Here is a 23,792-nt window from a genome sequence, read left to right as displayed (position 1 = left end):
TTCATTCCGTGTTTCTCCCGGTGGGCCGCAGCCGCGAGAAGGTTCTCTGTTTCATGACGCAGTTTTTGCTGCTGTTCTCGTTCCTGACGCTGTTCTTGTTTCCCGCCGCCGGACGGGCGAACGACCTGCCGGACGCTGCGGGACTTCCCGCCCTCAAGGGGCACATTGCGATTCTGGAGGACCCGACGTCTGCCCTGTCGCTCGCCGATATTCTCGATCCGGAGCGGCAGGCGGCCTTTCGTCCGGTCGTCGGTGATGGCGTCAATTTCGGCTTCATTCGCCATGCGGCCTGGGTGCGGCTGTCGCTGCCTGCCGCGGGCGATACGCAGGGCGTGCTCTCGCTGACGCCCAATTTCCTCGATCTCATCGATGTCTACACGGCTATGCCCGGCATGGGCGGGCGGGCGGAGGATTATACGCGATACGAGGCGGGCGATCACCGCCCGCCATCGCGCAACAACCTATCCAACATCGAGGATGCCGTGCGGCTGGATTTCGCCGCCGGAAAGACGACGATGGTATTCATCCGAATCGTCAGTCCGACATCTTCCGTTCATATCAATTTCTCTCTCACGCCGGTGGATGATTATTCATACGAGAGCGTTTCCAGATCCAGTGTATTCGGTGTCTGGTTCGGTGCGATGGGTGCCCTGGTCATAATACAGTTCGTTTTCTTTTATTTCGACAGAAGGATCGAGTATCCGCTGCTGGCGTTCAGCACGCTTGGCATCATGCTCATATATTTCGGAAATCTCGGCTACAGCCACGTCTATCTGTTTCCCACGAACGGAGCGGCCAACGACATTTTCCTCGGCTTCAATGCCTGGGCCGGCCTTGCGGCGAGCGCGCTGGCCTACGACCGCATCCTCGACCTGAAGCGCCGGAGCCCGTGGTTGCACCGGATCTATCTCGGGATCGCCGTCATCGGCGCCATCGGCGTGCTGCGCGCCTTTCTGGAGCAGGGCGCGGCCTTCGGCAGCTTCGGTGTGTCGCTCAGCATTCTCGTCGGCGCGCTCAACATGGGCGCGGGCCTGCGCTACGCCAACAGCGAGGGCGCGGCGAGCCGGCTGACGGCCGCAGCCTTCAGCGCCATCTTCATCGGCATCTTCCTCTCGATGCTGCAACGGCTTGGCATCGCAGGGGTCCCGAACTGGGTTCACAACAGCTATGGCGTCGCCGGCCTGGTGCAGACCATGCTGCTGACCGGGGCGCTCGCCGTGCGGCTGCGCGCCGCCGAGGCGTTGAACAGCAGCATGAAGGACCGCCTGCTCGAAGAAGCCCAGAAGGCCGAGCGGATCGCGGAGGGGCTGGTCGAGGAGCGAACGCGCGAACTGGTGGCGGCGCGTCGGGTCGCCGAGGACGCCCTGAATGCGGAGCAGCAGTCCCAGCGGCGGCAGGTGCGCTTCATGGAGGTGGTCTCGCACCAATATCGCACGCCGCTTGCCGCCATCCGCACCGATATCGACAGCATCGGCCTGTCCCTCGCAGGCGATGACGGAGCGAACCGCAGCCGCATCGAGAGGGTGCGCCGGTCAATCAGCTGGCTGGTCGGCATCCTTGAAGTCAATCTGGAGCGCAGCCTGCTGCAAGGAGCCTCCTTTCGTCCGCAGTTCGCCTCGGTGTCGCTCGGTGTGGTGCTGCTGGCGGCACACCAGCGGGCGCGCGACCTCCTCAATGGCCCGGCCATTCGCCTCGACATGCCGCTGGCCGTCGCCAATCTGCGCATCCGCGCGGATGCGGGCATGCTTGAGCTGGCCGTCTTGAACCTTCTGGAAAACGCGGTGAAATACACTGCCCTCAAAGGCGAGGCGGCGGTAACGCTGGCGCTCAAGACCAGCGCGGAAAGCGGCATCGTCATTTCGGTTCGGGATCAGGGCATCGGCATTCCCGCAGCCGATTTGCCGCATGTATTTAACAGCGCCTTCCGCGGCTCCAACACCGGCCGGGCGGACGGCACCGGCATGGGCCTGCCGCTCGTCGCGAAGATCGCCGAGGCCCATGGCGGAACGGTGGATGTCGAAAGTGTCGAGGACGAGGGCACCTGCGTTCGAATGACCCTGCCGCTGCACGGCGGCTGAGTATTCGCGAGTCTGCGCCGGATTGCGAGACGCGATTCGACTCTCTCTATTTCCCGTGGAAACGGCGGAAATCCCGGCGGGCAAGTTCCGCGTGGTCCTTCGGGGCGCGCGCCGTCCCTGTATCTCCTGGCTGCGCGATTTGGCGCGCGCTGTGACGCAAAGGCAACGGATTCTGTTACATTCGTTGCGGGGCGTTACATTCGTAACAATTGATTTCTATTGGTTCCCAGGGGCTTATCTATACTTGTGCTCAATGGCCGTGAGGTGCTGACAAGCCGCGTGAGGCGGTATCATGTTGGCGCATGAGGTGCGTTCGCGAGGACGCGCCGGGTGGCGGCGGACTGAGCGCGGGGGAAGTCATGGTGCCGGGAAATGTCTTGGGCGGACGGCGGAAGCTTGATGTTGGCGCGGGCTTCATGACCCCGAGGCATGCCGGTGCCGATCGGGCATCCATCCGGCGTGGACTGCTGCTCACCTCGGCCCTGGTGCCGGCCCTGGCTCTCTCGCTGGCGGCGGTGGCCCCGGCGTTCGCAGCGCCCACGGGGATCTTGATTCCTGTCGAAGCGGGTGGTGCGGGTGGTGACGGCGGCGTGGGTCGCAATCTTGGCAGCGGTCCGGGCGGTGGCGGTGGTGGTGGCTCGGGCGGTGGTGGCGGCGGTGGCGGCGGTAGCGGTGCCGCCACCAGCGGCGGCAGTGGCGGGCAGGGGGGGTACGATGGCACGTCGGCGTCGGGTGTTGGTGGCACCTCGGCCGGAGGTGGAGCGGGCGGGATCGGCGGTGGGACTTCCGGCGCTGGCGGCTCCGGCGTCTCCACCAGCGGTGCGGGCGGTGCGGGCGGCGGCGGCAACGCCGACGGCCAGAGTGGTGTCAGCGGCGGTTCCGGTGGCGGTGGTGGCGGCGGCGGCGGCGGCGGGCACGGCTATTTCGGGAGCGCGCTGCCCACCGCCAGCGTGAATGGCGGAGCGGGTGGTTCCGGCGGTTTCAGTGTTGCGGCCGGCGGCGGGGGTGGTGGTGGCGGTGGTGGCTTCGGCGCCATCGTGGTCGGGGGTGGGAACCTCGGCGAGCTGACAACTTCCGTTATTGGGGGGGCGGGGGGCAGCGGCGGCGGTTCCGGTGGCCCGCCGGCCCGCGCCGGTAAGGGCGGGGCAGGCGGTGGCGGTCTCTTCATCTCCAGCGTCGCGCTCGGGGCCGCGACCATCAATGGCGGCGTGCTTGGCGGCCAGGGCGGCGCGGGGGGCGATGGCGCGGGCAGCGTGGGGGGCGCGGGCGGCAGCGGCATCTATGTGGATAACGCCAGCGGAGGCGATACATTCGCCCTCGACCTGAAGAATCTCGCTGTCGTGGCAGGTGGTGCCGGCGGAGCGAACAGCCTCTACACAGGAGGGGCGGGCGGCGTCGGCATAGCGGGCAGCAACCTTTCGATCGCCCTCGCTGCGGGTGCGCAGGTGCGCGGCGGCGCGGGTGGCGATGCCACGAATGCGGGAGTGGGCGGCGTCGGAATTTCGGGTAGCAGCCTGTCGATCACCCTCGCGGCGGGCTCGGCTGTGTCGGGCGGTCTTGACGGTTTCGGTGTCACGCGGGCCAATGCGATCCACTTCACGGGCGGAACGAACGTTCTGACCCTCATGAGCGACTCGTCCATTTCCGGCTATGCCCAGATCACAGGCAATGTGGTCGGCGGCGGCAACGACACGCTTCGGCTCGCCGGCTCCGGTGCCGCCTTGTTCGACCTAACGCAACTCGATGGTGGTGCGGGCGGCAGCACCAAGTTCCAGTCCTTCGAGGCTGTCTCGATCACCGGTGGCGGGACGTGGGCTCTGATGGGAACCCAGGGCGGCACTGACGATATCGCCTGGACGATCGATGGAGGAACTGCGCGGCTTGGAAGCTTGGGCCCGGCTACGCTGCGCGGCACCGTCACTGTCAACACCGGAGGCACGCTGACGCACGTCTATCCCGGCGGCACCCAGACCATCCAGGGCTCGCTCATCGTGAACAGCGGTGGCCGGCTGGTGTTGACTGCGCAGCAAGGAATGCCAGCCATCAACGTGACCGGCGGTTCTTTGAATTTGAACACCGGATCGTTTCTGTTCGTCACCCTCCTCTCGCCGACGGCGACCCCTTTGCTCACGGTTCAGAACGACTTGGAGTACAAGGGCACACTCTATATCCCCGTCAAGGGACAGCTGGCGGAAGGGACTTATACGCTGGCCAGTTATGGTGGGAACATTATTTCCGGCTCTGGATTCTCGGACATCAGCGGGCCGTCGGATTTCGATTACGCGGTCAGCGTCGACACCACGAATAAGCTGCTCCTTCTGGAAGTGGCCACCCCGATACTCTATTGGAACGGGACCACGACGGACGGCAGCACGTCTGCCGTGGTTGGCGGCTTCGGCACCTGGAGTGCCGCCGGCACCACGAACTGGACCAATTCCGGCGGAACCAGCCATGTCGTGTGGGCCAGCGGAAAGGCCGCCGCGTTCGCAGGCACCTCCGGCATCGTCCGGGTGGACACAAGCGCGGGCGCCGTGGTCGCCAAGGGGCTCGAGTTCATCACCTCGGGCTACCAGATCGCGCCCAATTCCGCGGGCGATCAGCTCACCCTGGCGAATGCGTCGGCGAAGCCCAAGGTGAATGTGGTGGGGGCCTTCTCGTCCGCCGGCATCTCCGTGGGGATCATCGGCTCCGACGGCCTCGAAAAGACCGGTGACGGCAGGCTGATCCTCCTCGGCGAAAACAGCTATACTGGCGGCACCACCATTACGGCGGGCACCCTGCAGCTTGGCGGCGGCGGCACCTCGGGCTCCATAACGAGCGATGTGGTGAACAACGGCACGCTCGTGTTCAACCGCGCCGACGACGTGATCTTCGCCGGCGTCATCTCCGGTACCGGCAAGCTGGAGAAGCAGGGCGGGGGCACGCTGAGGCTGGCGGGTGCGAACACTTACTCTGGCGGCACGAGCGTGTCGGCTGGCACGGTCCAGGTTTATGACGGGGGTGCGTTGGGGGGTGGTTCTCTGGCGCTTTCGGGGGGTGGGACGCTTCGGGCGAGCGGGAGCTTCAGCTATGGGCAGGCGATCTCGCTGACGCCGGTGGGCGGGGTCGGCGGGGGCACGTTCGAGGTGGACGAGGCCGAGACGCTGACCCTGAGCGGGGCCATCGCCGGGCTCGGCAGCCTGGCCAAGACCGGCACCGGCACCCTGGTGCTGGGCGGCGCCAACAGCTATGGCGGCGCCACCGACGTGACGGCGGGCACGCTGGTGGCCACCGGCGGCGGCGCCATCGGCGATGCCAGCGCGGTGAGCGTGGCCGCGGGGGCGCGCTTCGTGCTGCAGGCGGCGGAGACGGTGGGCTCCATCGCCGGGGCGGGCGGGATCGAGCTCGGCGCCAGCCTCACCATCGGCGGCAACAATGCCAGCACCACCTTCGCGGGGGCCATCACCGGCACCGGCGGCCTCGCCAAGACCGGCTCCGGCACCCTGACGCTCTCGGGCGCCAGCACCTACAGCGGCCCGACCGCGGTGAACGCCGGCACCCTCGCGGTGGACGGCAGCCTTGCCGGCGATGTCTATGTCCACGACCAGGCGACGCTCTCCGGCGGCGGCACCATCGCGCAGACGGTGCACGTGCTCAACGGCGGCACCCTGGCCGGCACCCAGGCGAGCGGGCTGACCATGGGCGGGCTCGACCTGTCGTCCGGCGCGACGCTGGCGGTCGGCCTCGGCGCGGTGAGCCAGAGCGCGGTGTTCAACGTGAACGGCAACGTGACGCTGGACGGCACGCTGGACGTGAGCGCCAGCACCGGCTTCGGCCTCGGCATCTACCGGGTGATCCGCTACACCGGCGCCCTCACCGACAACGGCCTCGAGGTGGGGACCATGCCGCTCGGCTATGCCGGCAGCATGCAGACCGCGCTCGCCGGGCAGGTGAACCTGGTGGTGGAGGATCCCAACAGCCCGATCCTGTTCTGGAACGGCCCGCACACCAGCCCGACCCAGGCGGTCGAGGGCGGCACCGGCACCTGGACGGCGGGCCCGCAGACCAACTGGACCAATGCCAGCGGCACCCTCTCCAAGGCGTGGAACAGCGGCTTCGCGGTGTTCCAGGCCGGCCCCGGCACGGTGAACGTGGACAATGGGCAAGGCCAGGTCACGGCCCTCGGCATGCAGTTCGTGGACACGGGCTATGTGGTGAGCGGCGGCGACATCCTGCTCTCCGGCGCCGCGCCGGCGCCCATCCGCGTGGGTGACGGCACCCAGGCGGGGGCGGGCACGCGCGCCACCATCGCCAGCGTGCTGAAGGGCGCGAGCGGCGTCGAGAAGAGCGATTTCGGCACGCTCGTTCTCACCGGCGCCAACACCTACACCGGCGGCACCACCATCTCGGGGGGCACGCTGCAGCTGGGCGACGGCGGCGCCACCGGCTCGATCCTGGGCGACGTGGTGAACAACGCCACGCTGGCGTTCGACCTCTCGGGCGAGAGCACCTTCTCCGGCGCCATCTCCGGCACCGGCCGGGTGGTGCAGCAGGGCGCCGGCACGGTGACGCTGAGCGGAGTGAACAGCTTCTCGGGCGGGCTCTCCATCGCCTCCGGCACGGTGCGGGCGGCGTCGGCGGGCGCGCTCGGCAGCGGGGCGCTGGGGCTCAGCGGGGCGGGCGCGCTCAGCGCCGCCGCCACCTTCGCCTATGGCGGCGGGGTGACGCTGGCGGCGGCGAACGGCAGCGGCGGCGGCACCTTCGCGGTGGACACGGCCCAGGCCCTCACCCTCTCGGGCGTGGTCTCGGGCAATGGCGCGCTCACCAAGTCCGGCGGCGGCACGCTGATCCTGACCGGGACCAACACCTATGCCGGCGGCACCGTCATCGCCGCGGGCACGCTGCAGCTCGGCAACGGCGGCACCACCGGCTCCATCGTGGGCGACGTGGTGAACAACGCCAGCCTGGTGTTCAACCGCTCGGACAGCTACGCCTTCACCGGCTCCATCTCCGGCGCCGGGCAGGTGACCTTCACCGGCGGCGGCAACGTGGTCTTCTCCGCGCCCTACCAGGGCCCGGTGGCGGTGGACAACAGCGCGGTGGTGCTGGAACGCGGCACGGTGACGGCCTCGCCGTTCACGGTGAACGCGGGCGGCACCCTCGGCGGCACCGCGACCATCGGCGGGCTGACGGTGAACGCGGGCGGCATCGCGGCGCCCGGCTACTCGCCGGGAATGCTGACGGTGAACGGCGCGGTCGCCTTCAACGCGGGCGCGGTCTACCGGGTGGACGTGACGCCGGCCGGCGCCCACGACCTCATCATCGCCTCCGGCGCCGTCACCCTCTCCAATGGCGCCACGGTCGAGGTCCTGGCCGAGAAGGGCCGGTATCCCGCGTCCAGCACCGTCGCCATCCTCACCACCTCCGGGACCGTGAGCGGCACCTTCGGCGGGGTGACCTCGGACTACGCCTTCCTGGACCCGACGCTCAGCTACGACGCGCAGAACGTCTACCTGACGCTCGGCTACACCGGCATCGACTTCATCTCCTACGCGCGGACCATGAACGAGGCCGGGGTGGCGGTGGCGGCGCAGGCGCTGGGGGCGGGCAACGCCATCTACGACGCCATCCTCTCCCTGCCGGAGGGGGCGGTGGCGCCGGCCTTCAACGCGCTCACGGGCGAGGTCTACGCCTCGGTGGACGGGGTGCTGCAGCAGCAGTCCATCTATGTGCGCGAGGCGGTGGGCACGCGCCTGCGGCAGGCGGCGGAGGGCCCCGACGCCCTCGGCCGCGCGGCGCAGGGGGCGGGCCCGGCCACGGCGCGGCTGAGCAAGGATCTCGACGTGACCCTGTGGGCGCACGGCTACGGCGGCTGGGGCAACGGCTTCGGCAACGGCAACGCGGCCTCGGTGTCGAGCAGCCTCGGCGGCTTCCTCATCGGCGCGGACGTGGCGGTCGCGCCCAATGCGTGGGCCGGCGTGTTCGGCGGCTACAGCCGCTCGAGCTTCGACGTGGATGCCCGCGCCTCCAGCGGCAACAGCGACAATTACGATGTCGGCTTCTACGCCGGCGGGCAGTTCGGGGCGTGGGCGCTGCGGGGCGGCTTCGCCTACGGCTGGCACGACATCTCGACCAGCCGGATGGTCTCCTTCCCCGGCTTCAGCCAGAACGCCAGCGCGGGCTATTCCACCGGCACCACGCAGGTCTTCGGCGAGGTGGGCTACGACGTCGCGCTCGGCGGCTACGCCTTCGAGCCGTTCGCGGGCCTCGCCTATGTGAACGTGGCCGGGGCGTCCTTCTCGGAGGGGCTCTCCAGCGCCGCTTTGGCGGTGGACACCGCCGCCATGGACACGCTCTACAGCACGCTGGGCGTGCGGGCGGCGACCTCGGTGCAGCTGTTCGGCCGGGCCCTGACCCCGAGCGTGACGCTGGGCTGGCAGCACGCCTTCGGCGACACCGCGCCCTCGGCCGCCATGCGGTTCCTGGGCGGGGCCACGCCGTTCGCGGTCTCCGGCGTGCCGATCGCCGCGGACACGCTGCTGGTCAACGCCGGCCTCGCCTACGGCCTGACGGACGCGGCGACCCTCGCCGTCACCTACTCCGGCCAGTTCGCGACAGCCGCAACCCAGAACGCCTTCTCGGCCCAGTTCTCACTCAAGTTCTGAACTCAAGCCCCCCCGGCCGCTCCACCCCGCCGGGGGGCTCCAATGACGACAAACGGCCTTCCAACGCGCGTTCACCGATCATCCCCGCGTGGCCGAGCCCCTCGCGAATAGCGGAAGCACCAGGGCAAGCGCGATGGTGACGAGCGCGGCGTTGACGCCGACTGCCATCGGGTCGGCCGGACGAATGCCCCAGACCAGCCCATGTGCCGCGACGACCGCCAGGATCGCCAAGGCCGTGGCAAGGCGCAATCCGTGTCCCGCTTGGGCCGCATCCCTGGTGAGCCGGGCATAGGCGAAGGCGGCGACCATGGTTCCGGCGTAGATTGAGAACGGCGGGACAGCGGCGACGAGGGACGCCAGGGCCGTCGTCGCGAAGGCGAGCGGCTGGCTCCATCCAAGGGCGGTCCAGGCCTTTTCCCAGCCCGGCAGCGGACGCCCCTTGTCACGCCGGCGCACGAGCCAGATGGTGACGCCATTGTAGGCGATGATGGACAGCGCCAGCCCCAGCACGCCATAGGCGAGCTTCACCGGAATGCCGCCGAACCAGCCGAAATGGAGTGGTTGCAGCATGCCGAGAATGCGCTGGCCGACCCCGCCCGTCTCCAGGCCGCCATCGCCCAGCGGCTGTCCCGCGCCATTGAAATAATAGACATTGGACAGGGCGAGGTGCCCCGGCGTCTTCATGCCCAGGTGCACCACCTGCCCCGCCGTGGCCACGTGCTGCAGGTTCGCGCTCACGAATTCCGCATCGGGTGAGGCGAGCTTCACGTGGCGGACCATCGCGGCGATGTCGGGCACGGGCGCGGGGGTGTCATCCGCCTGCGGCATGGGCCCGAGAATCGCGGAGAATGCCTTTTCGGAATTGCCGTCATAGGCCGCCAGCGCCAGCACGCCGACGATCAGCGTCGACAGGCCGATCAATGCGCCGGTGAGCGACACGGCGATGTGAAACGGCAGGCCCCACACCGCAAGACGGTTGTGCAGGTCCGCCTCCCGCAGGCGACGCGATCCACCCCAGCGCAGCGCGAAGGCATCCTTGAAGATGCGGGGATGCGAGAGCACGCCCGAGATCAAGGACGAGAGCAGAGCCACGCCGACAAGGCCGACAAGCAGAAGCCCCCATGTGCGCGGCAGGTGCAGCGCGGTGTGAAGCTCGGCAACGAACTCCGACCATGGCGCGGAGATGGGTGTGACGAGCTCGCCCCGCGCATTCGCAAGCCACGCGCCCTCGACGCCGCTCGCGTCGTCGTGGAAATAGACCGCGAGGCGGGAGCTGTTCCCGCCAGGGCCCATGACGAACAGGTCGTGGGCCCCGCCCTCGGCTTTCGCCTTTTCATAGCCGTTGGCGACAACGGCGGCGATGGCATCGATGTTCAGGCCCGGCGCGACCACCGGTGCATCCGGCTGCTCCCAGCGCTGCAGCTCGTTCACGAACACGGCGAGCGTGCCGCTGAGGCAGACGACGTAGATCAACGCCGCAAACGCCAGCCCCAGCGCCGAATGGCCAGCCAGCATCTCGCGCACGAAGCCGGGAGAAAGGAAGGGCCGGCGGGCGGGCCGTATATTCGCTTGCTTATCCATCATGAAAACAGCCCGGGCAGGAAGGCCACGCCATAGCCGAAGGCGCTGATGGCCAGCAGGGCGCAGGCGGCGCGCAAGAGCCTCGCGTCGCACAGCGTCCACGCCATCCCCGCGCCCCACAGCACCGGCACCAGAAGCCCCCCGAGCACGATGCGGTCGTGGATTTCGAGGGGCATCGCGAGCGCGAACGCGATGCCGAGGCCGATGGCGGCGACGCCCGAAAGCACGATGGCGAGAAACGCCTTGGCCGCGCCGCGTCCCCAGTTCGTGCGCCGGGCCTGCGGGGCGAGGGATGTCGCGTGCGTCGCCCGCAGGCGGGCGGATCCATAGTCCCCGCCCGTGAACACGACGAGGTAACCCACGAGCGAGAAGGCGATCAGCCCATAAGCGAGCCCCGGTTCCGGCCTCCAGCCGAGCACCATCGCAACCCCGCCGGCCAGGATCAGCAGCCAGCCGAACGCGACATAGGGCGGCCCGGCATCCGCCCTGCGCTTCCAGCGGCGGCGCAGGGCGAGCACACCCGCGAGCATGGAGATGACGCCCCCGAGCGTCAGCGACACCTGGACCAGAGGCAAAGTCGACATTGGACTTCCCCGCGCTCCCTTCAGAATTCGCAGATGAGGCTCGCCGGGCGGAGCGGACATGGACCGCCGCGGCGCGCGCGTTTCCGCATTCAACCGCTGCGTGACAGCAGGCCGCGTCCGGTGCGGCCTGTCGTGGCCGCCCCAGCCTTCGCCTTGCGCGCGCGGCCGACACGCCCGGCCCTTTTCTTCCACCAGATCACCACCCCCGTCACCGAAAGCCCTGCGATGGCCACGCCCGTGATGGCGATGAGGATGCGGCCGGGCAGGCCGAGGATGCGACCGCCGTGGATGGGCAGCTGCATCTGCAGGAAGATGTCGCCTGCGGTGCCGACACCGGGAATCATGGACCCCGTGGGCTTGGCGGTGACGCCGTCGAAATAGAGCCAGCGCAGGCCGAGCGCGGCATCGTGGTCACCGAAGGACGCACCGAAGGTGTTGTAGTGCGGGGAATAGAAGACCTCGTGCGGCGGCTCGTTCCAGCCGCGCGCCCGCGCGTCCTCGCGCGCCGTTTCCAGCATGGTGTCGAAGCTCAGGACGCGCGGGCTGGCCTTCTCTCCCGGCGGCCCCGAGAACGGCCCCGGCGTGAGCCGCGAGAACAGGCTGACGACGGGCTCCAGCACCTCGTACCGCAGGTTCATGGCCACGGACGAGACCGCCACCAGCAGCAGCACGACGAACAGCCACAGGCCCGCCGCGCGATGCAGATCGAGGTTGAGGCGGAAGCTGGAACCACCCTTCACGCCGAAGGCCGCGCGCCATTTGGCGAAAAACGGGCGCCCGCGCGGAAAGGTCAGCGCCAGCCCGACCACGCTGTCGATCACCCACAGCACGGCGACGAGCCCCATGAACACCACGCCGTATTCACCGGGCAGGCTGAGGTTGTGGTGAAACTCATAAAGGAACGGGATCAGCCGTTCGCGCGAGAAGCAGCATTCGCCCCACAGGCGCGCGGAGAGGATTTCGCCGCTCACCGGGTCGACGCTGAACCAGTCCTTGTCCAGCTCCACCGGAATGCCGGTGACCGGGTCGGGCCGCCCCGTGGCCCCCACGCGCGCCGCCCGGCCGGGCTCGCGCGGAAGGTCCATGTACCAGACGGAACGGTCGGGATGACCCGCCTCCACCCGCCGCGCCAGCTCCTCCGCCGGCAGGGGCATGCCCTCGGCCGTGGCACGGTAGACTGCGGGGTTCAGCCACTCGTCCAGTTCCTGGTTGAACGCCAGCACGCTGCCGGTGAGGCCCGCGATGAACAGAAACAGTGCCGTGGAGAGGCCGAGAACGCGGTGGCTCCACACGAGAAGCGGGCGCAGCGTGAAGCTGCGCGCCACCCTCCTGTTCACGCCTGCACTGCCCATGGGCATCACCAGCGGTACTTGGCGGAGGCCAGCACGGTGCGGCCCTCCGTCCAGTACCAATAGCCCTCGTTCAGTAGCGCCACTTCATCATCGAAGAGGTTCTTCGCGTTCAACTGGAATTTCCAGGCGTCCTTTTCATAATAGAGCGCGGCATCGACCATCGTCTGTGCCTTGTTCTTGTAGGTATTGGTGTTGTCGGCCCAGAACTCGCCGATGTAGCGTACGCCAGCGCCCACGCCGAAGCCCTTCAGCGCCTGATCCTGGAACATGTACTTCACCCAGACGGAGCCGGTATTTTCCGGCATGTTCACCGGGACCTTGCCGATAGTCGCGGGATCGAGGGAGGAGATGATCTCGCCCTTGGAGAAAGTATAGGCCGCTGTCATATCGAGGCCGGGCAACGGCGCCGCGGAGGCCTCGAACTCGATGCCGCGGACCCGGACATCGCCCACCGAGGAATAGTAAAGGTTGGCGGGTGGCACCGCCACGGCGTAGTTGGTCTGGGTGATCTGGTAGGCGGCGAGCGTGAACAACGCCTTCATGAAGGTCGGCTGATACTTGAGGCCGGCCTCATACTGCTCGCCGTAGGACGGCGCGAGAAGGTTGCCGGAAATATCGACATTGGAGGACGGCAGGAAGGACGTCGCGTAGCTCGCGTAAGGTGCAACGCCGTTGGAGAATTCGTAGAGCAGGCCGGTCTGCCACGTGAAGGCATCGTCATCGCGGCTCTGGCCGATGATCGAGTAGGAGTTGGTATTGTCCTGCGAAGCGAAGTCCTGCCGCACGCCGATGTTGAAGTGCCAGCCGTCGCCGAACTTCATCTGGTCGCTGGCATAGAGGCCGAGCTGGTTGGTGGTGATGTCGGTGGTGCTGCTGATCGCCGGCATGATGGCGTGCATCGGCAGGTTGGGCATGAGCAGGTAAAGGGGCGTGATGTCGTTCACGCCGCCGTAGCCGAGGCCCTGGTTGTTGTTCATCCAGAGATAGTCGAGCCCGAACAGCACCCTGTGGTTCACGGGGCCGGTTGCGAACTTCGCCTCCGCCTGATTGTCCACGGCAAAGGTGTCGAGCGTCTCCTTGAGGTTCACGGGGTAGCGCCCGATCACCAGCGGCGAGATGAAGCCGTAGAGTTCGCCATAATAGGCGTGCTCGTCGATGTGCCCATACCTGAGGTTCTGGCGAACGGACCAGACATCGTTGAACTCATGTTCGAGCTTGTAGCCGATCTGTTCCTGGGTCTGCTCGATGTCGTTGAAGTTGGTCGATGCGGGAATACGCGACGGCGGCACGCTGGGGCCGAGCTGAAGGTAGTAATTCGACGCCGGCACATTCGCGTCCAGAATGCTGGCGATGATGGTGAGATTGGTGGAATCGTTCCGGAAGGTCACCGAGGGCGCGAGGTAAAGCTCATTGTTGGGAGAGTCGGTGACCGAGCCATCCGCCTTGCGCGCGACGCCGGTGATCCGGTAGAGGACCGATCCGTTTTCGGTCGCCGGCCCGCCGAAATCGAACGCGACCTGATACCACGCGGGATCGCCGACCTGCACCTCCGCCTCGCCGAACGCCTTGTCGGTCGGCAGCTTCGAGATGCGGTTCACGAGGCCGCCGGGAACCGTCTGGCCATAGAGCACGCTGGCCGGGCCCTTGATGATGTCGATGCGCTCCAGGCCATAAGGCTCGGTGCGGAAGTAAGCGAATGAGCCGTTCGCCTGCCGCAGGCCGTCCTTGTAGTCGCCGAGCTGGGTGGTGGGGAAGCCGCGCACGTAGATGACGTCGAACCGGGGCTCGTAGCCATAGATGCCGGTCACGACACCAGCCGTATAGCCGACGGCATCGACCACGCTCTGCGCGCCGCGATCGCTCATTTCCTCGCTGGAGACCACGGAAATGGAGCGTGGCGTCTCGATGAGCGGCGTGTCCGTCTTGGTGCCGGCAGCGCTGTTCGTCGCCACATAGCCGCCCACGGGCCCCCAGGCCGTTGCCGTGTTGGCCTGCACCTCAACCGCGGGCAGGTCGACGTTCTCGGCCTGCTGAGCTTGGGCCGCTGCGGCCGTGACCAGCAGTGCGCCGAGTGCAGCCGGCAGGTGCGCCGAAGAAAGAAGTTTATTTTTCAGGTCGCGCATATTTTTCCGCCGCGCAAATGTAATTAACTCAGCGGAAATATAGGCAAAACGCTCTTTTCCGCAATGGAATGCGGCGCAAATGTGCTTAATCTATATTTCTTCTATTTCGAAAGAGGCCGGCAGTCAGCGCTGGACGACGGACTTGGTGGCCGGCGGCGATGTCGTGGATTCCACCGACTGGGCGTGGGTCGCCGGTTCGGGGCGGAGCATGTGGGTGCCGGACCGGTGCGGGATGTCGATGGCCCCTGTGGTTCCGATCGATCGCGCGAACCCGAAGCGCACGCATCCCGCCCGGAACGTTCGCGCGCCCTGCCGGTCATTCAAGCGACAGCATCCGATCCGACGCGTCCGCCCGTTCCGCGCCACCGGCATCCCGAGCCCCCGAAGGTTCGCGCTCCACCCTCTGTTTTCCCGTTTGGCCCAACCTGTTACAGGCACGGGGGTCGCTCCCCATGCGGGGGCGTGGATTGAAACGCTTCGCGCCTTCTCGAGCCGTACAGGCGCATCTCGGTCGTCGCTCCCCATGCGGGGGCGTGGATTGAAACGCGAATGTATCCGGCAAGGTCGGCCAGAGAGTCCGCGTCGCTCCCCATGCGGGGGCGTGGATTGAAACGCTGGACGCGGCATAGCTCCCTCATCTCCTCAAATCGCTCCCCATGCGGGGGGCGTGGATTGAAACACCGGCGAGGTCGCGCGCATCGGCGCCTGGCTCGTCGCTCCCCATGCGGGCGGCGTGGATTGAAACGGCGCGCATCGCGTCACATCGCGGCCGCGCTCCACGCGGCGAGGGGCGTCCATGGAAATGCGGCCCTGCGCTGGGGCTTGGCGGAGCGGGTTTGCGCTGGCGTGGACGCCGCCCTCGCGCACGGCGCCTCCTCGGCGCGCCGGCCATTGCGCGAATGGACGATCCTTGGGCATCTCACTGTAAGCAGCTCACAATATCTGCCCACTTTGGCGGCGGAGGAATATCATATATTTGATTTAAAATGATATTTTAAAAATCGTGCTGCTCTCACTTTGACCTTTCAGTGTGCCAATCCTCTTCGTAAGCTGCTCACAGATCGGCTGAGGAGTGATCAGCATGGGCGAGAATCACGACCACGGGGCAGGTTCGGCGGCGGTGCTCGAAGTGCCCAGCGCCACCCTGAAGGGTAACCAGGCGTACGACATGCTTCGGCGCGAGATCGTGTCGTGCCGTTTCCTGCCCGGCACCCGCTTCACCGAGGCGGAGCTGATGGAGCGGCTGGAGATCGGCAAGGCCAGCTGCCGCATCGCGCTCCAGCGGCTGATCCAGGACGGCTTCGTCGTCTCCATGCCCCGCCACGGCTATCGCGTGGCGCCGATCACCGTGAAGGACGTGGAGGAGGTGTTCGCGCTGCGCATGGTCCTGGAGCCGCTCGCGGCGCGAGGGGCCGCCGGCCGCGTGAACCGCGCGCACCTGGAGCGGCTGGAGGAGGCGTGCCGCGTGAAGGTGCCGATCGACGTGGGCAACCAGATCGACTTCTTCCTGGAGGCCAATCGCAGCTTCCACATGGCCATCGCCGAGGCCGCCGGCAACCAGCGCCTGTGCCGCACCCTTTCCAGCCTGCTGGATGAGATGACCCGCCTCGTCGCGCTCGGCTTCGGCGTGCAGCGCGTGCGGCCGAACATCGCCGACGATCACGTGCTGCTCATAGAATACCTCACCGCCGGTGACGCCGCCGCCGCCGCGGAAGTGGCGCGCCGCCATGTGGAAACCTTCCGCGAGATGACCATGGAAAAGGTCATCGCCAGCCTGCGCGACTCCTCCTCCCTGGTCCCGGTGGGGTCCTCCTCGAGCGTGATCGGGAGCGAGCGTTGAGCGTCGTGCGACTGGAGAGCGTCGGCAAGTCCTTCACCCGGCGCGATGGCGAGCAGCTCGAGGTTCTGCGGAACATCGACATCGAGGTGCCGGATCGCTCGATCGTGGCGCTCGTGGGCGCCTCCGGCTGCGGCAAGAGCACCCTCTTGAACATCGTGGCGGGCCTCGTCTCGCCCGATCAGGGCACGGTCTACCTGAAGGACACCAAGGCGAGCGCGTTCAAGGACTGGCGCTCCATGACCTACATGTTCCAGGAGGATCGCCTGTTTCCCTGGCGCACCACGGCCCAGAACGTGGCGCTGGGCCTGGAAGCGTTCGGCGTGCCGCGCGCCCGGCGGCGCGAGCGGGTGATGCAGGTGCTGGAACTGGTGGGGCTGGAGAAGTTCGCCGAGTCATTTCCCCATGAGCTGTCCGGCGGCATGCGTTCCCGTGCCGCGCTCGGGCGCAGCCTCGTCACCGAGCCCTCCATTCTGCTGATGGACGAGCCCTTCTCCAAGCTCGACCCCTCCATCCGCTCGCAGATGCACGGGGAGGTGCTGCGCATCGCCGCCCTGAAGGGCATGTCGGTGGTGTTCGTCACCCACGATGTCGAGGAAGCGGTGGTGCTCGCCGACAAGATCGTGGTGCTCATGCCGCGCCCCGGGCGCGTCAAGGAAACCCGGCGGATCGACCTGCCGCACCCGCGCAACCCCCTGTCGCCCGAGGTCGCGGAAGAGGTGCGCCAGCTGCGCCTCGCCCTGTGAGCCCGCCCGTCCCTCCCGTCAGCAGAACCGGTGCCATGACGCGCTCCCAACTCCAGATGATCCAGGATCGCCGGCTGCGCCTGATCGGCCTGCGCATGCTGCTGCTGTTCGGCCTTTTGGCCGCATGGCAGCTCGCCTCGCTCAACGCTCCCGCCTTCATCCTGCCGAGCCCGGAGAAGGTATGGGGCGTGTGGACCCGGCTGGTGGTCACGTCGGGCTTCTGGGCCGATTTCGGCATCACCTTCTATCGCATCGCCATGGGCTTCGCGATCGCCACCGTGGTCGGGGGGGCGCTGGGCCTGGTGCTGGGGGCCAGCCGCACCTTCGGGGAGTTCTTCGAGCCGCTGCTGGTCATCATCAACACCGTTTCGTCCTCCATCTGGGCCATCTTCGCGCTCATCTGGTTCGGCCTGTCCAACTGGTCCACCATCTTCGTGGTGTTCATGACGGCGATGCCGCTGATCCTGACCAACGTCTGGCAGGGCACGCGGACGGTGAACCGCGAATACATCGAGCTGGCCCAGACCTTTCGCATGTCCAAGGCGCAGGTGCTCACCAAGATCTACCTGCCCACCATCCTGCCCCTGTTCTTCGCCGGCGCGCGTCTCGCCTTCGGCTTCGGCGCCCGTGTGAGCATCGTGGCCGAGACGCTCGGCGCGTCGAGCGGCATCGGCTATCGGCTCCGGCAGGCTGCTGACCTCGTGCAGACAGATCAGGTCTTCGCGTGGACGCTGACCCTGGTCGCCCTGATGATCGTCCTCGAGGCGGTCGTTCTAAAGCCTCTTGAAAGGCATCTGTTCTCCTGGAGGGAGCGTCGGTCGGCCTAAACAAAAAGAAAAGTACGACGAAAACAACCTTTCACCTAAGGGGACTTGTTATGAAGCGTCTTACTCTTCTCGCCGCGGCGATTGCCGTCGGCCTGTCGGTCCTGCCCGCCGAGGCCGCGAAGGTGCGGATCGGATACTGGAGCTCCGGCGTCAGCCTCGGCTTCGGCTCCTTCCTCGAGAGTGGAAAGTTCATGGAGAAGCAGGGGCTTGAGGTCGAGTACGTCAAGTTTCCCGATGTGAACGCGCCGACCAAGGCCATGGCCGCCGGCGCCATCGATTTCGCCATCGGCGCCAGCGCCGGCAGCGCCTTCGCCGTGGCCTCGGAAGGCCTGCCCATGAGCATCGTGCTCGCCACCCAGGTGGCGGACCTCGATTTCGTCGTGTCGGCGGATTCCCCCATCACGAAAATGGAGGAGCTGAAGGGCAAGAAGATCGGCATGTCGCCGGCGGGAAGCGCCACCGCGGCCATCACCTCCGCCATCCTCGTCAAGAATTACGGCATGTCGCCGAGCGATTTCGAGGCGGTCCCCGGCAACGATTCCCGTCTCGCCCAGTTCCTGGCCCAGAAGAACATCGATGCCGCGGCCCTGCGCACCGTCACCATCGCCCTCCTGCCGGACATGAAGCTGCGCACGCTCTCCACCTTCCGCGCCGAGTGGAAGAAGATCACCGGCAAGGAGGCGCCGCCCGTGCTCGGCGTGGGCCTGATGCGCAACGCGTGGCTGAAGGAGAATCCTCAGGCCGCCGCCCAGGTCATCGCCGCCATGCGCAATGCCTATGACGCGGGCAAGGCCGACAAGGCCGCCGTCGCCAAGGCCCTCATGGTTGCAGGCAACATTCCGGAAGCGGACGCCAAGGCCTACGCCGCTCTGTGGGACGGCATCTATACCGTCACCATGGACCCCGCCGCCATCGCCTCGCTGAAGGCCGAGTTCGACGTGTTCAAGAGCGTCGGCGTGGTGCAGGGCGCGCTGCCGGACGCTGCCCTCGATCCCGCGCCCTACGAGGCCTCCAAGTCCATCAAGTGAGGGAAGGGGCCATCACGTGGGGAACGGGGCCAGTGTGCCCCGATCCCATCCGCTGAAGACGTGCGGCCAATAAGTCCAAAGATTTGAAAATCCCCAAGAGAGAGAAGTGGAATGCCCGAGACCCTGCCCAAGACCATGAAGGCCCTGCTGCTGAAGCAGCACGGCGACGTGAGCGATCTTGTCGTCGTGAACGACTATCCGGTGCCGGCCCCCAAGGCGGGCGAGGTGGTCATCCGCGTCGGCGCCTCTTCCTTCAATTATCACGACGTCTTCACGGTGAAGGGCATGCCCGGCATCAAGGTGCCGCTGCCCGTCATCATCGGCCTCGACATGGCCGGCGAGATCGTGGAACTGGGCGAGGGTGTCTCCGGCTGGGCCGTGGGTGACCGCGTTCTCGTGAACCCGCTCAACCCCGCCAAGGGGCTGATGGGCGAGATGCTGGATGGCGGCATGGCGCAGTATTGCGCCGTCACCGCCGGCCAGCTCATCAAGATGCCCAAGGACGTGAGCTTCGTGGACGCCGCTTCGCTGCCGGTGGCCTACGGCACCGCGCACCGCATGATGGTGACCCACAAGACCGTCAAGCCCGGCGACAAGGTGCTCGTGCTCGGCGCCTCCGGCGGGGTAGGCACCGGCTGCGTGATGCTGGCCAAGCAGATGGGCTGCGAGGTGATCGCCTGCGCCGGCTCCGACGACAAGATGGCCCGCCTGAAGGAACTGGGCGCCGACCATGTCGTGAACTACCGCACCACCGATTTCTCCAAGTGGGCGATCGAGAAGTACGGCAAGCCCCAGCGCCGCACCTATGAAGGCGGCGTCGACGTGGTGGTGAACTTCACCGGCGGCGACACCTGGGCGCCCTCCCTGAAGTGCGTGAAGCGCGGCGGCACCATCCTGGTGTGCGGCGCCACCGCCGGCCACGACCCCAAGGAAGACCTGCGCTACATCTGGAGCTTCGAGCTCAAGGTCGTCGGCTCGAACTCCTTCTACCACGAGAACCTCTCCGCCCTCATGGACATGATCCAGGCGGGCGAGCTGAAGCCGGTGGTGGACAAGGTTCTGCCGCTCGAAGAGGCCGCCGAGGGCCTGCGCATGATCCGCGACCGCGAGGTCATGGGCAAGATCGTCGTCACCCCCTGAGAGGCCGCCATGTCTGATACCCCCCTGACCAAGGAACAGGTGGAAGCCCTGCTGCTGAAGGGCCCGTTCCACCAATGGCTCGGCCTCACCGTGGAAGAGGTGGGCGAGGGCACCATCCGCCTGCGCGCCAAGTGGCGGCCGGAATGGGTGGTGAATGCCGAGAAGGGCTATGCCCATGGCGGCATCCTCGCCACCCTGGTGGACCTCACCGCCGACTGGGCGCTGGTGTCCAAGACCGGGCGCGGCGTGCCCACTGTGGACCTGCGCGTGGATTATCACCGCGCGGCCATGCAGCATGATCTCATCTGCGTGGGCAAGGTCATCAAGTTCGGCGGCCAGCTCTGCGTTTCGGAGGCGCAGATCCTGGACGAGGCCGGCAAGCTGCTCGCCAGCGGGCGCGGGGTCTACATGATCCCGCCCAAGGCCTGAGGAGAAGACCCGTGGCCGCGCTCGACCATGTGGTGATCAACACCCTCAAGTCCATGGACGCGGCCGCGGACCTGTTCGCGGCGCTGGGCTTCACGCTCACGCCGCGCGGGTACCATTCGCTCGGGTCCATCAACCATCTGATGATGACGCCCGGCGCCTATCTGGAGCTGGTGGGCGTTCCCGAAACCGGCCCGCAGCGCCAGGAGGTGCTCTCAAGCCCGCTGGGCCTCAATGGCCTCGTGTTCCGCACCGATGACGCCGACGCCACCTTCGCCACCCTTGATGCCGCCGGGCTCGCCCCGGTGGGGCCGGTCGCCTTCTCGCGGCCGGTGGAGGTGGAGGGCGCCGTCCACGATGCCCGCTTCCGCACCGTGCGCCTGCCGCCGGAGGCGTTTCCGGGCGGGCGGGTCTATTTCTGCCAGCACCTCACGCCCGAACTGGTGTGGCGGCCGGAGTGGGAAACCCACCCCAACGGCTTCTGCGGCATCGATCGCTTCGTCATCGAGAGCCCCGACGCCGAGGATGAGGCCCGGCGGCTGGCCGCCGCCTGCGGCGCGCCGGCCCGGCCGCTGGCGGCCGGGTGGCATCTCGAGCTCGGCGATGCCGAGGTGCAGGTGGTGCAGGGGCCCAAGGCCAACTTCCTCACCACCCACCTGCGCTTCTCCAGCCTCGACGAGATCGAGGCGCGGGCGGTGCCGCGCCGGGACGCGATCTGGCAGCGGCATTCCCGAACCGTCGGCACGCTGATCCTGCCGACGCTTTTCCTGAACCTGACCTGCCGGAGCCGCCGATGAGCGCACCCGTGAACCTCGGCGACTTCGTCTGCCGCACCAATGCGCCGGATCACCCGCTGTTCATCGGCCTGGACCTGGAAGGCGGCGTCACCGTCATGACCGGCGCCGCGTTCGATGCCTTTGCCGATGCGGTCGCCCGCGGCCTGCTGCGGGCGGGACTGCTGCGCGGCGACCGCGTCGCCATCCTGGCCGCCAACCGGCCCGAATACGTGGCGGTCGTCATGGGCGCCATGCGGGCGGGCATCGTGCCGGTGCCGGTGAACTTCAAGTTTCCGCCGTCGCGGATCGCCGAGGTGATCGCCGATTGCGGGGCGCGCATCGTCATTCACGACGCCGAGCGCCGCGCCGCGCTGAACGCGGAAGCGCCTCCCGGCGTCACCTTCGTCGATTTCGACGGGACCGGCGCCGCGAGCCTCTCCGCGCTGCTCGCCCCAGGTGCGTTCGAGCCGGTGGTGCCGGCCCCGGACGAGCCCGCCCTCAGCCTCTACACCTCGGGCTCGACCGGCCGCCCGAAGGGGGTGCTGCTCTCCCACGCCGCGCACATCTGGGTGGCCGGATCGCGCATGCGCGATACCGATCTCTCCCGCGAGCGCATGCTGATCGCGGCCCCGCTCTACCATATGAACGCGCTCGCCCTGGCGCTGCTGGCCTGCGCCTCCGGCACCACCGCCGTCATGCTGCCGCAGTTCAAGGCCGTGCCCTACATCGAGGCGATCAGCCGCCACGGCTGCACGTTTCTCACCGCCGTGCCGCCGATGATCGCCATGATGCTGCGGGAGAAGGAGGCTCTGGCCCATGCGGATCTCTCCGGCGTGCGCACCGTGCGCATGGGCTCTGCGCCGGTGACGGACGCGCTTTCCGAGCAGATCCGCAGGCTGCTGCCCAATGCCCGCATCATCAACGCCTACGGCACCACCGAGGGCGGGCCGATCGTGTTCGCCGGCCATCCCGAGGGGCTGGCGACGCCCGTGGGCTCGGTGGGCTATCCCCATCCGCAGGTCGAGGTCCGGCTGGAGGGGCCCGATGCGCCTCGGGCCGGCGCGCTGGAGATGAAGAGCCCGGCCGTCATGCTCGGCTATCACAATCGGCCGGATGTCTCCTCCCCCATCACCGCCGACGGATACTACCGCACCGGCGACGTGTTCCGCCGCGACGACCAGGGCTTCTACTATTTCCTCGGGCGCACCGACGACATGTTCGTGTGCGGGGGGGAGAACATCTTCCCCGGCGAGGTGGAGGCAGTGCTGGATCGACACCCGCAGGTGCTTCAATCCTGCGTCGTGCCGGTGGATGACGAGATCAAGGGCGCCAAGCCGGTGGCCTTCGTGGTGCGCCGGGCGGGGGCGGACATCGGCGAGGAGGCGCTCAAGCGATATATGCTGGCCAATGCTCCCGCCTATCAGCATCCGCGGCGGATCTGGTTCCTCGACCAGATGCCGCTCGCCTCGACCAACAAGATCGACCGCGCGGCGCTGAGGCGCCAGGCCGATGCGGACCTCAACGACACCCAGAGCCGGACATGAACACCATTCTTCCCCCGCGCCCCATTCGCGACCGCGCCTGGGTGGCGGAAGCCATCGGCCGCATCGAGGCGGACATCAACCGCTCGGCGGATACCCACCTCATCCGCATCCCGCTGCCGCGCACGCCGGGCATCACGCTGTACCTGAAGGACGAATCCAGCCACCCCACCGGCAGCCTCAAGCACCGGCTGGCGCGCTCCCTGTTCCTCTATGCGCTCTGCAACGGCTGGATCGGGCCGGACACCACCATCATCGAATCCTCCTCCGGCTCCACCGCCATCTCCGAGGCCTATTTCGCCCGCCTGCTGGGCCTGCGCTTCATCGCCGTGATGCCGCGCAAGACCTCTCCGGAGAAGGTGGCGGCCATCGCCTTCGAGGGCGGCGAGCCCCACCTGATCGATGGCTGGAACACCTCGGAGGAGGCGCGCCGGCTCGCCGCCGAGATCAACGGCCATTACATGGATCAGTTCACATTCGCCGAGCGGGCCACCGACTGGCGGGGCAACAACAACATCGCCGAGAGCATCTTCGCGCAGATGTCGCGCGAGCCGCATCCCGTGCCGGCGTGGGTGGTCTGCGGCGCGGGGACCGGCGGCACCGCCGCCACCATCGGCCGCTTCATCCGCTATCGCAAGTTTCCCACGCGCCTGTGCGTCGCCGACCCGGAAGCCTCGGTGTTCCATCGCCACTATGCGGACAGCACGGTGCAACGGGTGGAGACCTGCAAGAGCGCCATCGAGGGCATCGGCCGCACCGTGGTCGAGCCCTCCTTCATGCCCTCCATCATCGACCGCATGGTGGCGGTGCCGGACGCCGCCTCCATCGCCGCCGCCCGCCGGGTCAGCGCGGTGACGGGCCGCTCCTGCGGCGGCTCCACCGGCACCAACATCTCCGCCTGCCTCGACATCATCTCCGAGATGGACGCGCGCGGCGAAGCCGGCTCCATCGTCACGCTGCTGTGCGATTCCGGCGCGCGCTACAATTCCACCCTCTATGACGACGCCTGGCTCGCCGGCCAGGGCATCGACCTTTCCCCGCATCAGGCGCGGCTCGACGCCGTGTTCGGTCCGCGCCCCTGAGCCCTTCCGTTCCTCGCTTCCGGGACG

16 protein-coding genes are annotated in these 23,792 nt (G+C 67.6%); 11 read left to right on the top strand and 5 right to left on the bottom strand.

The window, feature by feature from the left end; genetic code table 11:
* Positions 1-53 precede the first annotated feature (53 nt).
* The gene (locus V5F75_RS18725) at positions 54-2,078 is read left to right on the top strand and encodes a sensor histidine kinase (protein WP_394037886.1); all 2,025 of its coding nucleotides are present in this window, start codon (positions 54-56) and stop codon (positions 2,076-2,078) included.
* Positions 2,079-2,368: 290 nt separating this feature from the next.
* Here V5F75_RS18725 and V5F75_RS18720 read toward each other — a convergent pair whose 3' ends face one another.
* The gene (locus V5F75_RS18720; RefSeq protein WP_509212111.1) at positions 2,369-3,673 is read right to left on the bottom strand and encodes a hypothetical protein; all 1,305 of its coding nucleotides are present in this window, start codon (positions 3,671-3,673) and stop codon (positions 2,369-2,371) included.
* A 30-nt stretch (positions 3,674-3,703) separates the two neighbouring features.
* Here V5F75_RS18720 and V5F75_RS18715 point away from each other — a divergent pair, with 30 nt between their 5' ends.
* Complete coding sequence (locus V5F75_RS18715; RefSeq protein WP_509212110.1) at positions 3,704-8,722, top strand: autotransporter domain-containing protein; 5,019 nt, start codon at positions 3,704-3,706, stop codon at positions 8,720-8,722.
* Between the two features lie 78 nt (positions 8,723-8,800).
* Here V5F75_RS18715 and V5F75_RS18710 read toward each other — a convergent pair whose 3' ends face one another.
* From V5F75_RS18710 to V5F75_RS18695, 4 genes are all read right to left on the bottom strand, one after another.
* Complete coding sequence (locus V5F75_RS18710) at positions 8,801-10,237, bottom strand: PepSY-associated TM helix domain-containing protein (protein WP_394035525.1); 1,437 nt, start codon at positions 10,235-10,237, stop codon at positions 8,801-8,803.
* 65 nt (positions 10,238-10,302) lie between these two features.
* Positions 10,303-10,887 carry a hypothetical protein gene (locus tag V5F75_RS18705; RefSeq protein ID WP_394035507.1) on the bottom strand — a complete coding sequence of 195 codons (585 nt, stop codon included), beginning with the start codon at positions 10,885-10,887 and terminating at the stop codon, positions 10,303-10,305.
* 89 nt (positions 10,888-10,976) lie between these two features.
* Positions 10,977-12,239: a PepSY-associated TM helix domain-containing protein gene (locus tag V5F75_RS18700; RefSeq protein ID WP_394035505.1), complete on the bottom strand. Its 1,263-nt coding sequence runs from the start codon at positions 12,237-12,239 to the stop codon at positions 10,977-10,979.
* 5 nt (positions 12,240-12,244) lie between these two features.
* On the bottom strand, positions 12,245-14,362 hold the full coding sequence (locus V5F75_RS18695) for a TonB-dependent siderophore receptor (protein WP_394035503.1): 2,118 nt from the start codon (positions 14,360-14,362) through the stop codon (positions 12,245-12,247).
* A gap of 1,081 nt (positions 14,363-15,443) precedes the next feature.
* Between V5F75_RS18695 and V5F75_RS18690 the strand changes: the two genes are divergently transcribed.
* The 9 genes from V5F75_RS18690 to V5F75_RS18650 all read left to right on the top strand — a co-directional run bounded on the left by V5F75_RS18690 (position 15,444) and on the right by V5F75_RS18650 (position 23,765).
* The gene (locus tag V5F75_RS18690; RefSeq protein ID WP_394035501.1) at positions 15,444-16,202 is read left to right on the top strand and encodes a GntR family transcriptional regulator; all 759 of its coding nucleotides are present in this window, start codon (positions 15,444-15,446) and stop codon (positions 16,200-16,202) included.
* Positions 16,203-16,207: 5 nt separating this feature from the next.
* The gene (locus V5F75_RS18685; RefSeq protein WP_394035523.1) at positions 16,208-16,945 is read left to right on the top strand and encodes an ABC transporter ATP-binding protein; all 738 of its coding nucleotides are present in this window, start codon (positions 16,208-16,210) and stop codon (positions 16,943-16,945) included.
* A gap of 35 nt (positions 16,946-16,980) precedes the next feature.
* A complete protein-coding gene (locus V5F75_RS18680) occupies positions 16,981-17,772 on the top strand; it encodes an ABC transporter permease (RefSeq protein WP_394035499.1) in 792 nt (263 codons plus the stop codon).
* Between the two features lie 50 nt (positions 17,773-17,822).
* Entirely contained in the window at positions 17,823-18,800 is a 978-nt protein-coding gene (locus V5F75_RS18675; RefSeq protein WP_394035497.1) for an ABC transporter substrate-binding protein, read from the top strand.
* Positions 18,801-18,935: 135 nt separating this feature from the next.
* Positions 18,936-19,940: a quinone oxidoreductase family protein gene (locus tag V5F75_RS18670; protein ID WP_394035521.1), complete on the top strand. Its 1,005-nt coding sequence runs from the start codon at positions 18,936-18,938 to the stop codon at positions 19,938-19,940.
* 9 nt (positions 19,941-19,949) lie between these two features.
* The gene (locus V5F75_RS18665; RefSeq protein WP_394035495.1) at positions 19,950-20,369 is read left to right on the top strand and encodes a PaaI family thioesterase; all 420 of its coding nucleotides are present in this window, start codon (positions 19,950-19,952) and stop codon (positions 20,367-20,369) included.
* Positions 20,370-20,380: 11 nt separating this feature from the next.
* Entirely contained in the window at positions 20,381-21,163 is a 783-nt protein-coding gene (locus V5F75_RS18660) for a VOC family protein (protein WP_394035493.1), read from the top strand.
* Positions 21,160-22,686, top strand: coding sequence for a class I adenylate-forming enzyme family protein (locus tag V5F75_RS18655; RefSeq protein ID WP_394035492.1), 1,527 nt, complete (start codon positions 21,160-21,162; stop codon positions 22,684-22,686). The genes V5F75_RS18660 and V5F75_RS18655 overlap by 4 nt, the downstream gene beginning before the upstream one ends.
* On the top strand, positions 22,683-23,765 hold the full coding sequence (locus tag V5F75_RS18650) for a PLP-dependent cysteine synthase family protein (protein WP_394035490.1): 1,083 nt from the start codon (positions 22,683-22,685) through the stop codon (positions 23,763-23,765). The genes V5F75_RS18655 and V5F75_RS18650 overlap by 4 nt, the downstream gene beginning before the upstream one ends.
* Positions 23,766-23,792 lie beyond the last annotated feature (27 nt).

This window comes from Xanthobacter albus, from assembly GCF_043194895.2.
In the GTDB taxonomy this organism is placed as follows: Bacteria; Pseudomonadota; Alphaproteobacteria; order Rhizobiales; family Xanthobacteraceae; genus Xanthobacter.
Note: the sequence above shows the minus strand (reverse complement) of the source record. Positions and strands in the feature narration are given on the sequence as shown.

Excerpts from the sequence above, each read along its gene's own strand:
- V5F75_RS18725 (WP_394037886.1), top strand. The coding sequence starts at position 54 with ATGACGCAGTTTTTGCTGCTGTTCTCGTTCCTGACGCTGTTCTTGTTT.
- V5F75_RS18715 (WP_509212110.1), top strand. The coding sequence starts at position 3,704 with ATGAGCGACTCGTCCATTTCCGGCTATGCCCAGATCACAGGCAATGTG.
- V5F75_RS18710 (WP_394035525.1), bottom strand. The coding sequence starts at position 10,237 with ATGCTGGCTGGCCATTCGGCGCTGGGGCTGGCGTTTGCGGCGTTGATC.
- V5F75_RS18705 (WP_394035507.1), bottom strand. The coding sequence starts at position 10,887 with ATGTCGACTTTGCCTCTGGTCCAGGTGTCGCTGACGCTCGGGGGCGTC.
- V5F75_RS18700 (WP_394035505.1), bottom strand. The coding sequence starts at position 12,239 with ATGGGCAGTGCAGGCGTGAACAGGAGGGTGGCGCGCAGCTTCACGCTG.
- V5F75_RS18695 (WP_394035503.1), bottom strand. The coding sequence starts at position 14,362 with ATGCGCGACCTGAAAAATAAACTTCTTTCTTCGGCGCACCTGCCGGCT.
- V5F75_RS18690 (WP_394035501.1), top strand. The coding sequence starts at position 15,444 with ATGGGCGAGAATCACGACCACGGGGCAGGTTCGGCGGCGGTGCTCGAA.
- V5F75_RS18680 (WP_394035499.1), top strand. The coding sequence starts at position 16,981 with ATGACGCGCTCCCAACTCCAGATGATCCAGGATCGCCGGCTGCGCCTG.
- V5F75_RS18675 (WP_394035497.1), top strand. The coding sequence starts at position 17,823 with ATGAAGCGTCTTACTCTTCTCGCCGCGGCGATTGCCGTCGGCCTGTCG.
- V5F75_RS18670 (WP_394035521.1), top strand. The coding sequence starts at position 18,936 with ATGAAGGCCCTGCTGCTGAAGCAGCACGGCGACGTGAGCGATCTTGTC.
- V5F75_RS18665 (WP_394035495.1), top strand. The coding sequence starts at position 19,950 with ATGTCTGATACCCCCCTGACCAAGGAACAGGTGGAAGCCCTGCTGCTG.
- V5F75_RS18655 (WP_394035492.1), top strand. The coding sequence starts at position 21,160 with ATGAGCGCACCCGTGAACCTCGGCGACTTCGTCTGCCGCACCAATGCG.
- V5F75_RS18650 (WP_394035490.1), top strand. The coding sequence starts at position 22,683 with ATGAACACCATTCTTCCCCCGCGCCCCATTCGCGACCGCGCCTGGGTG.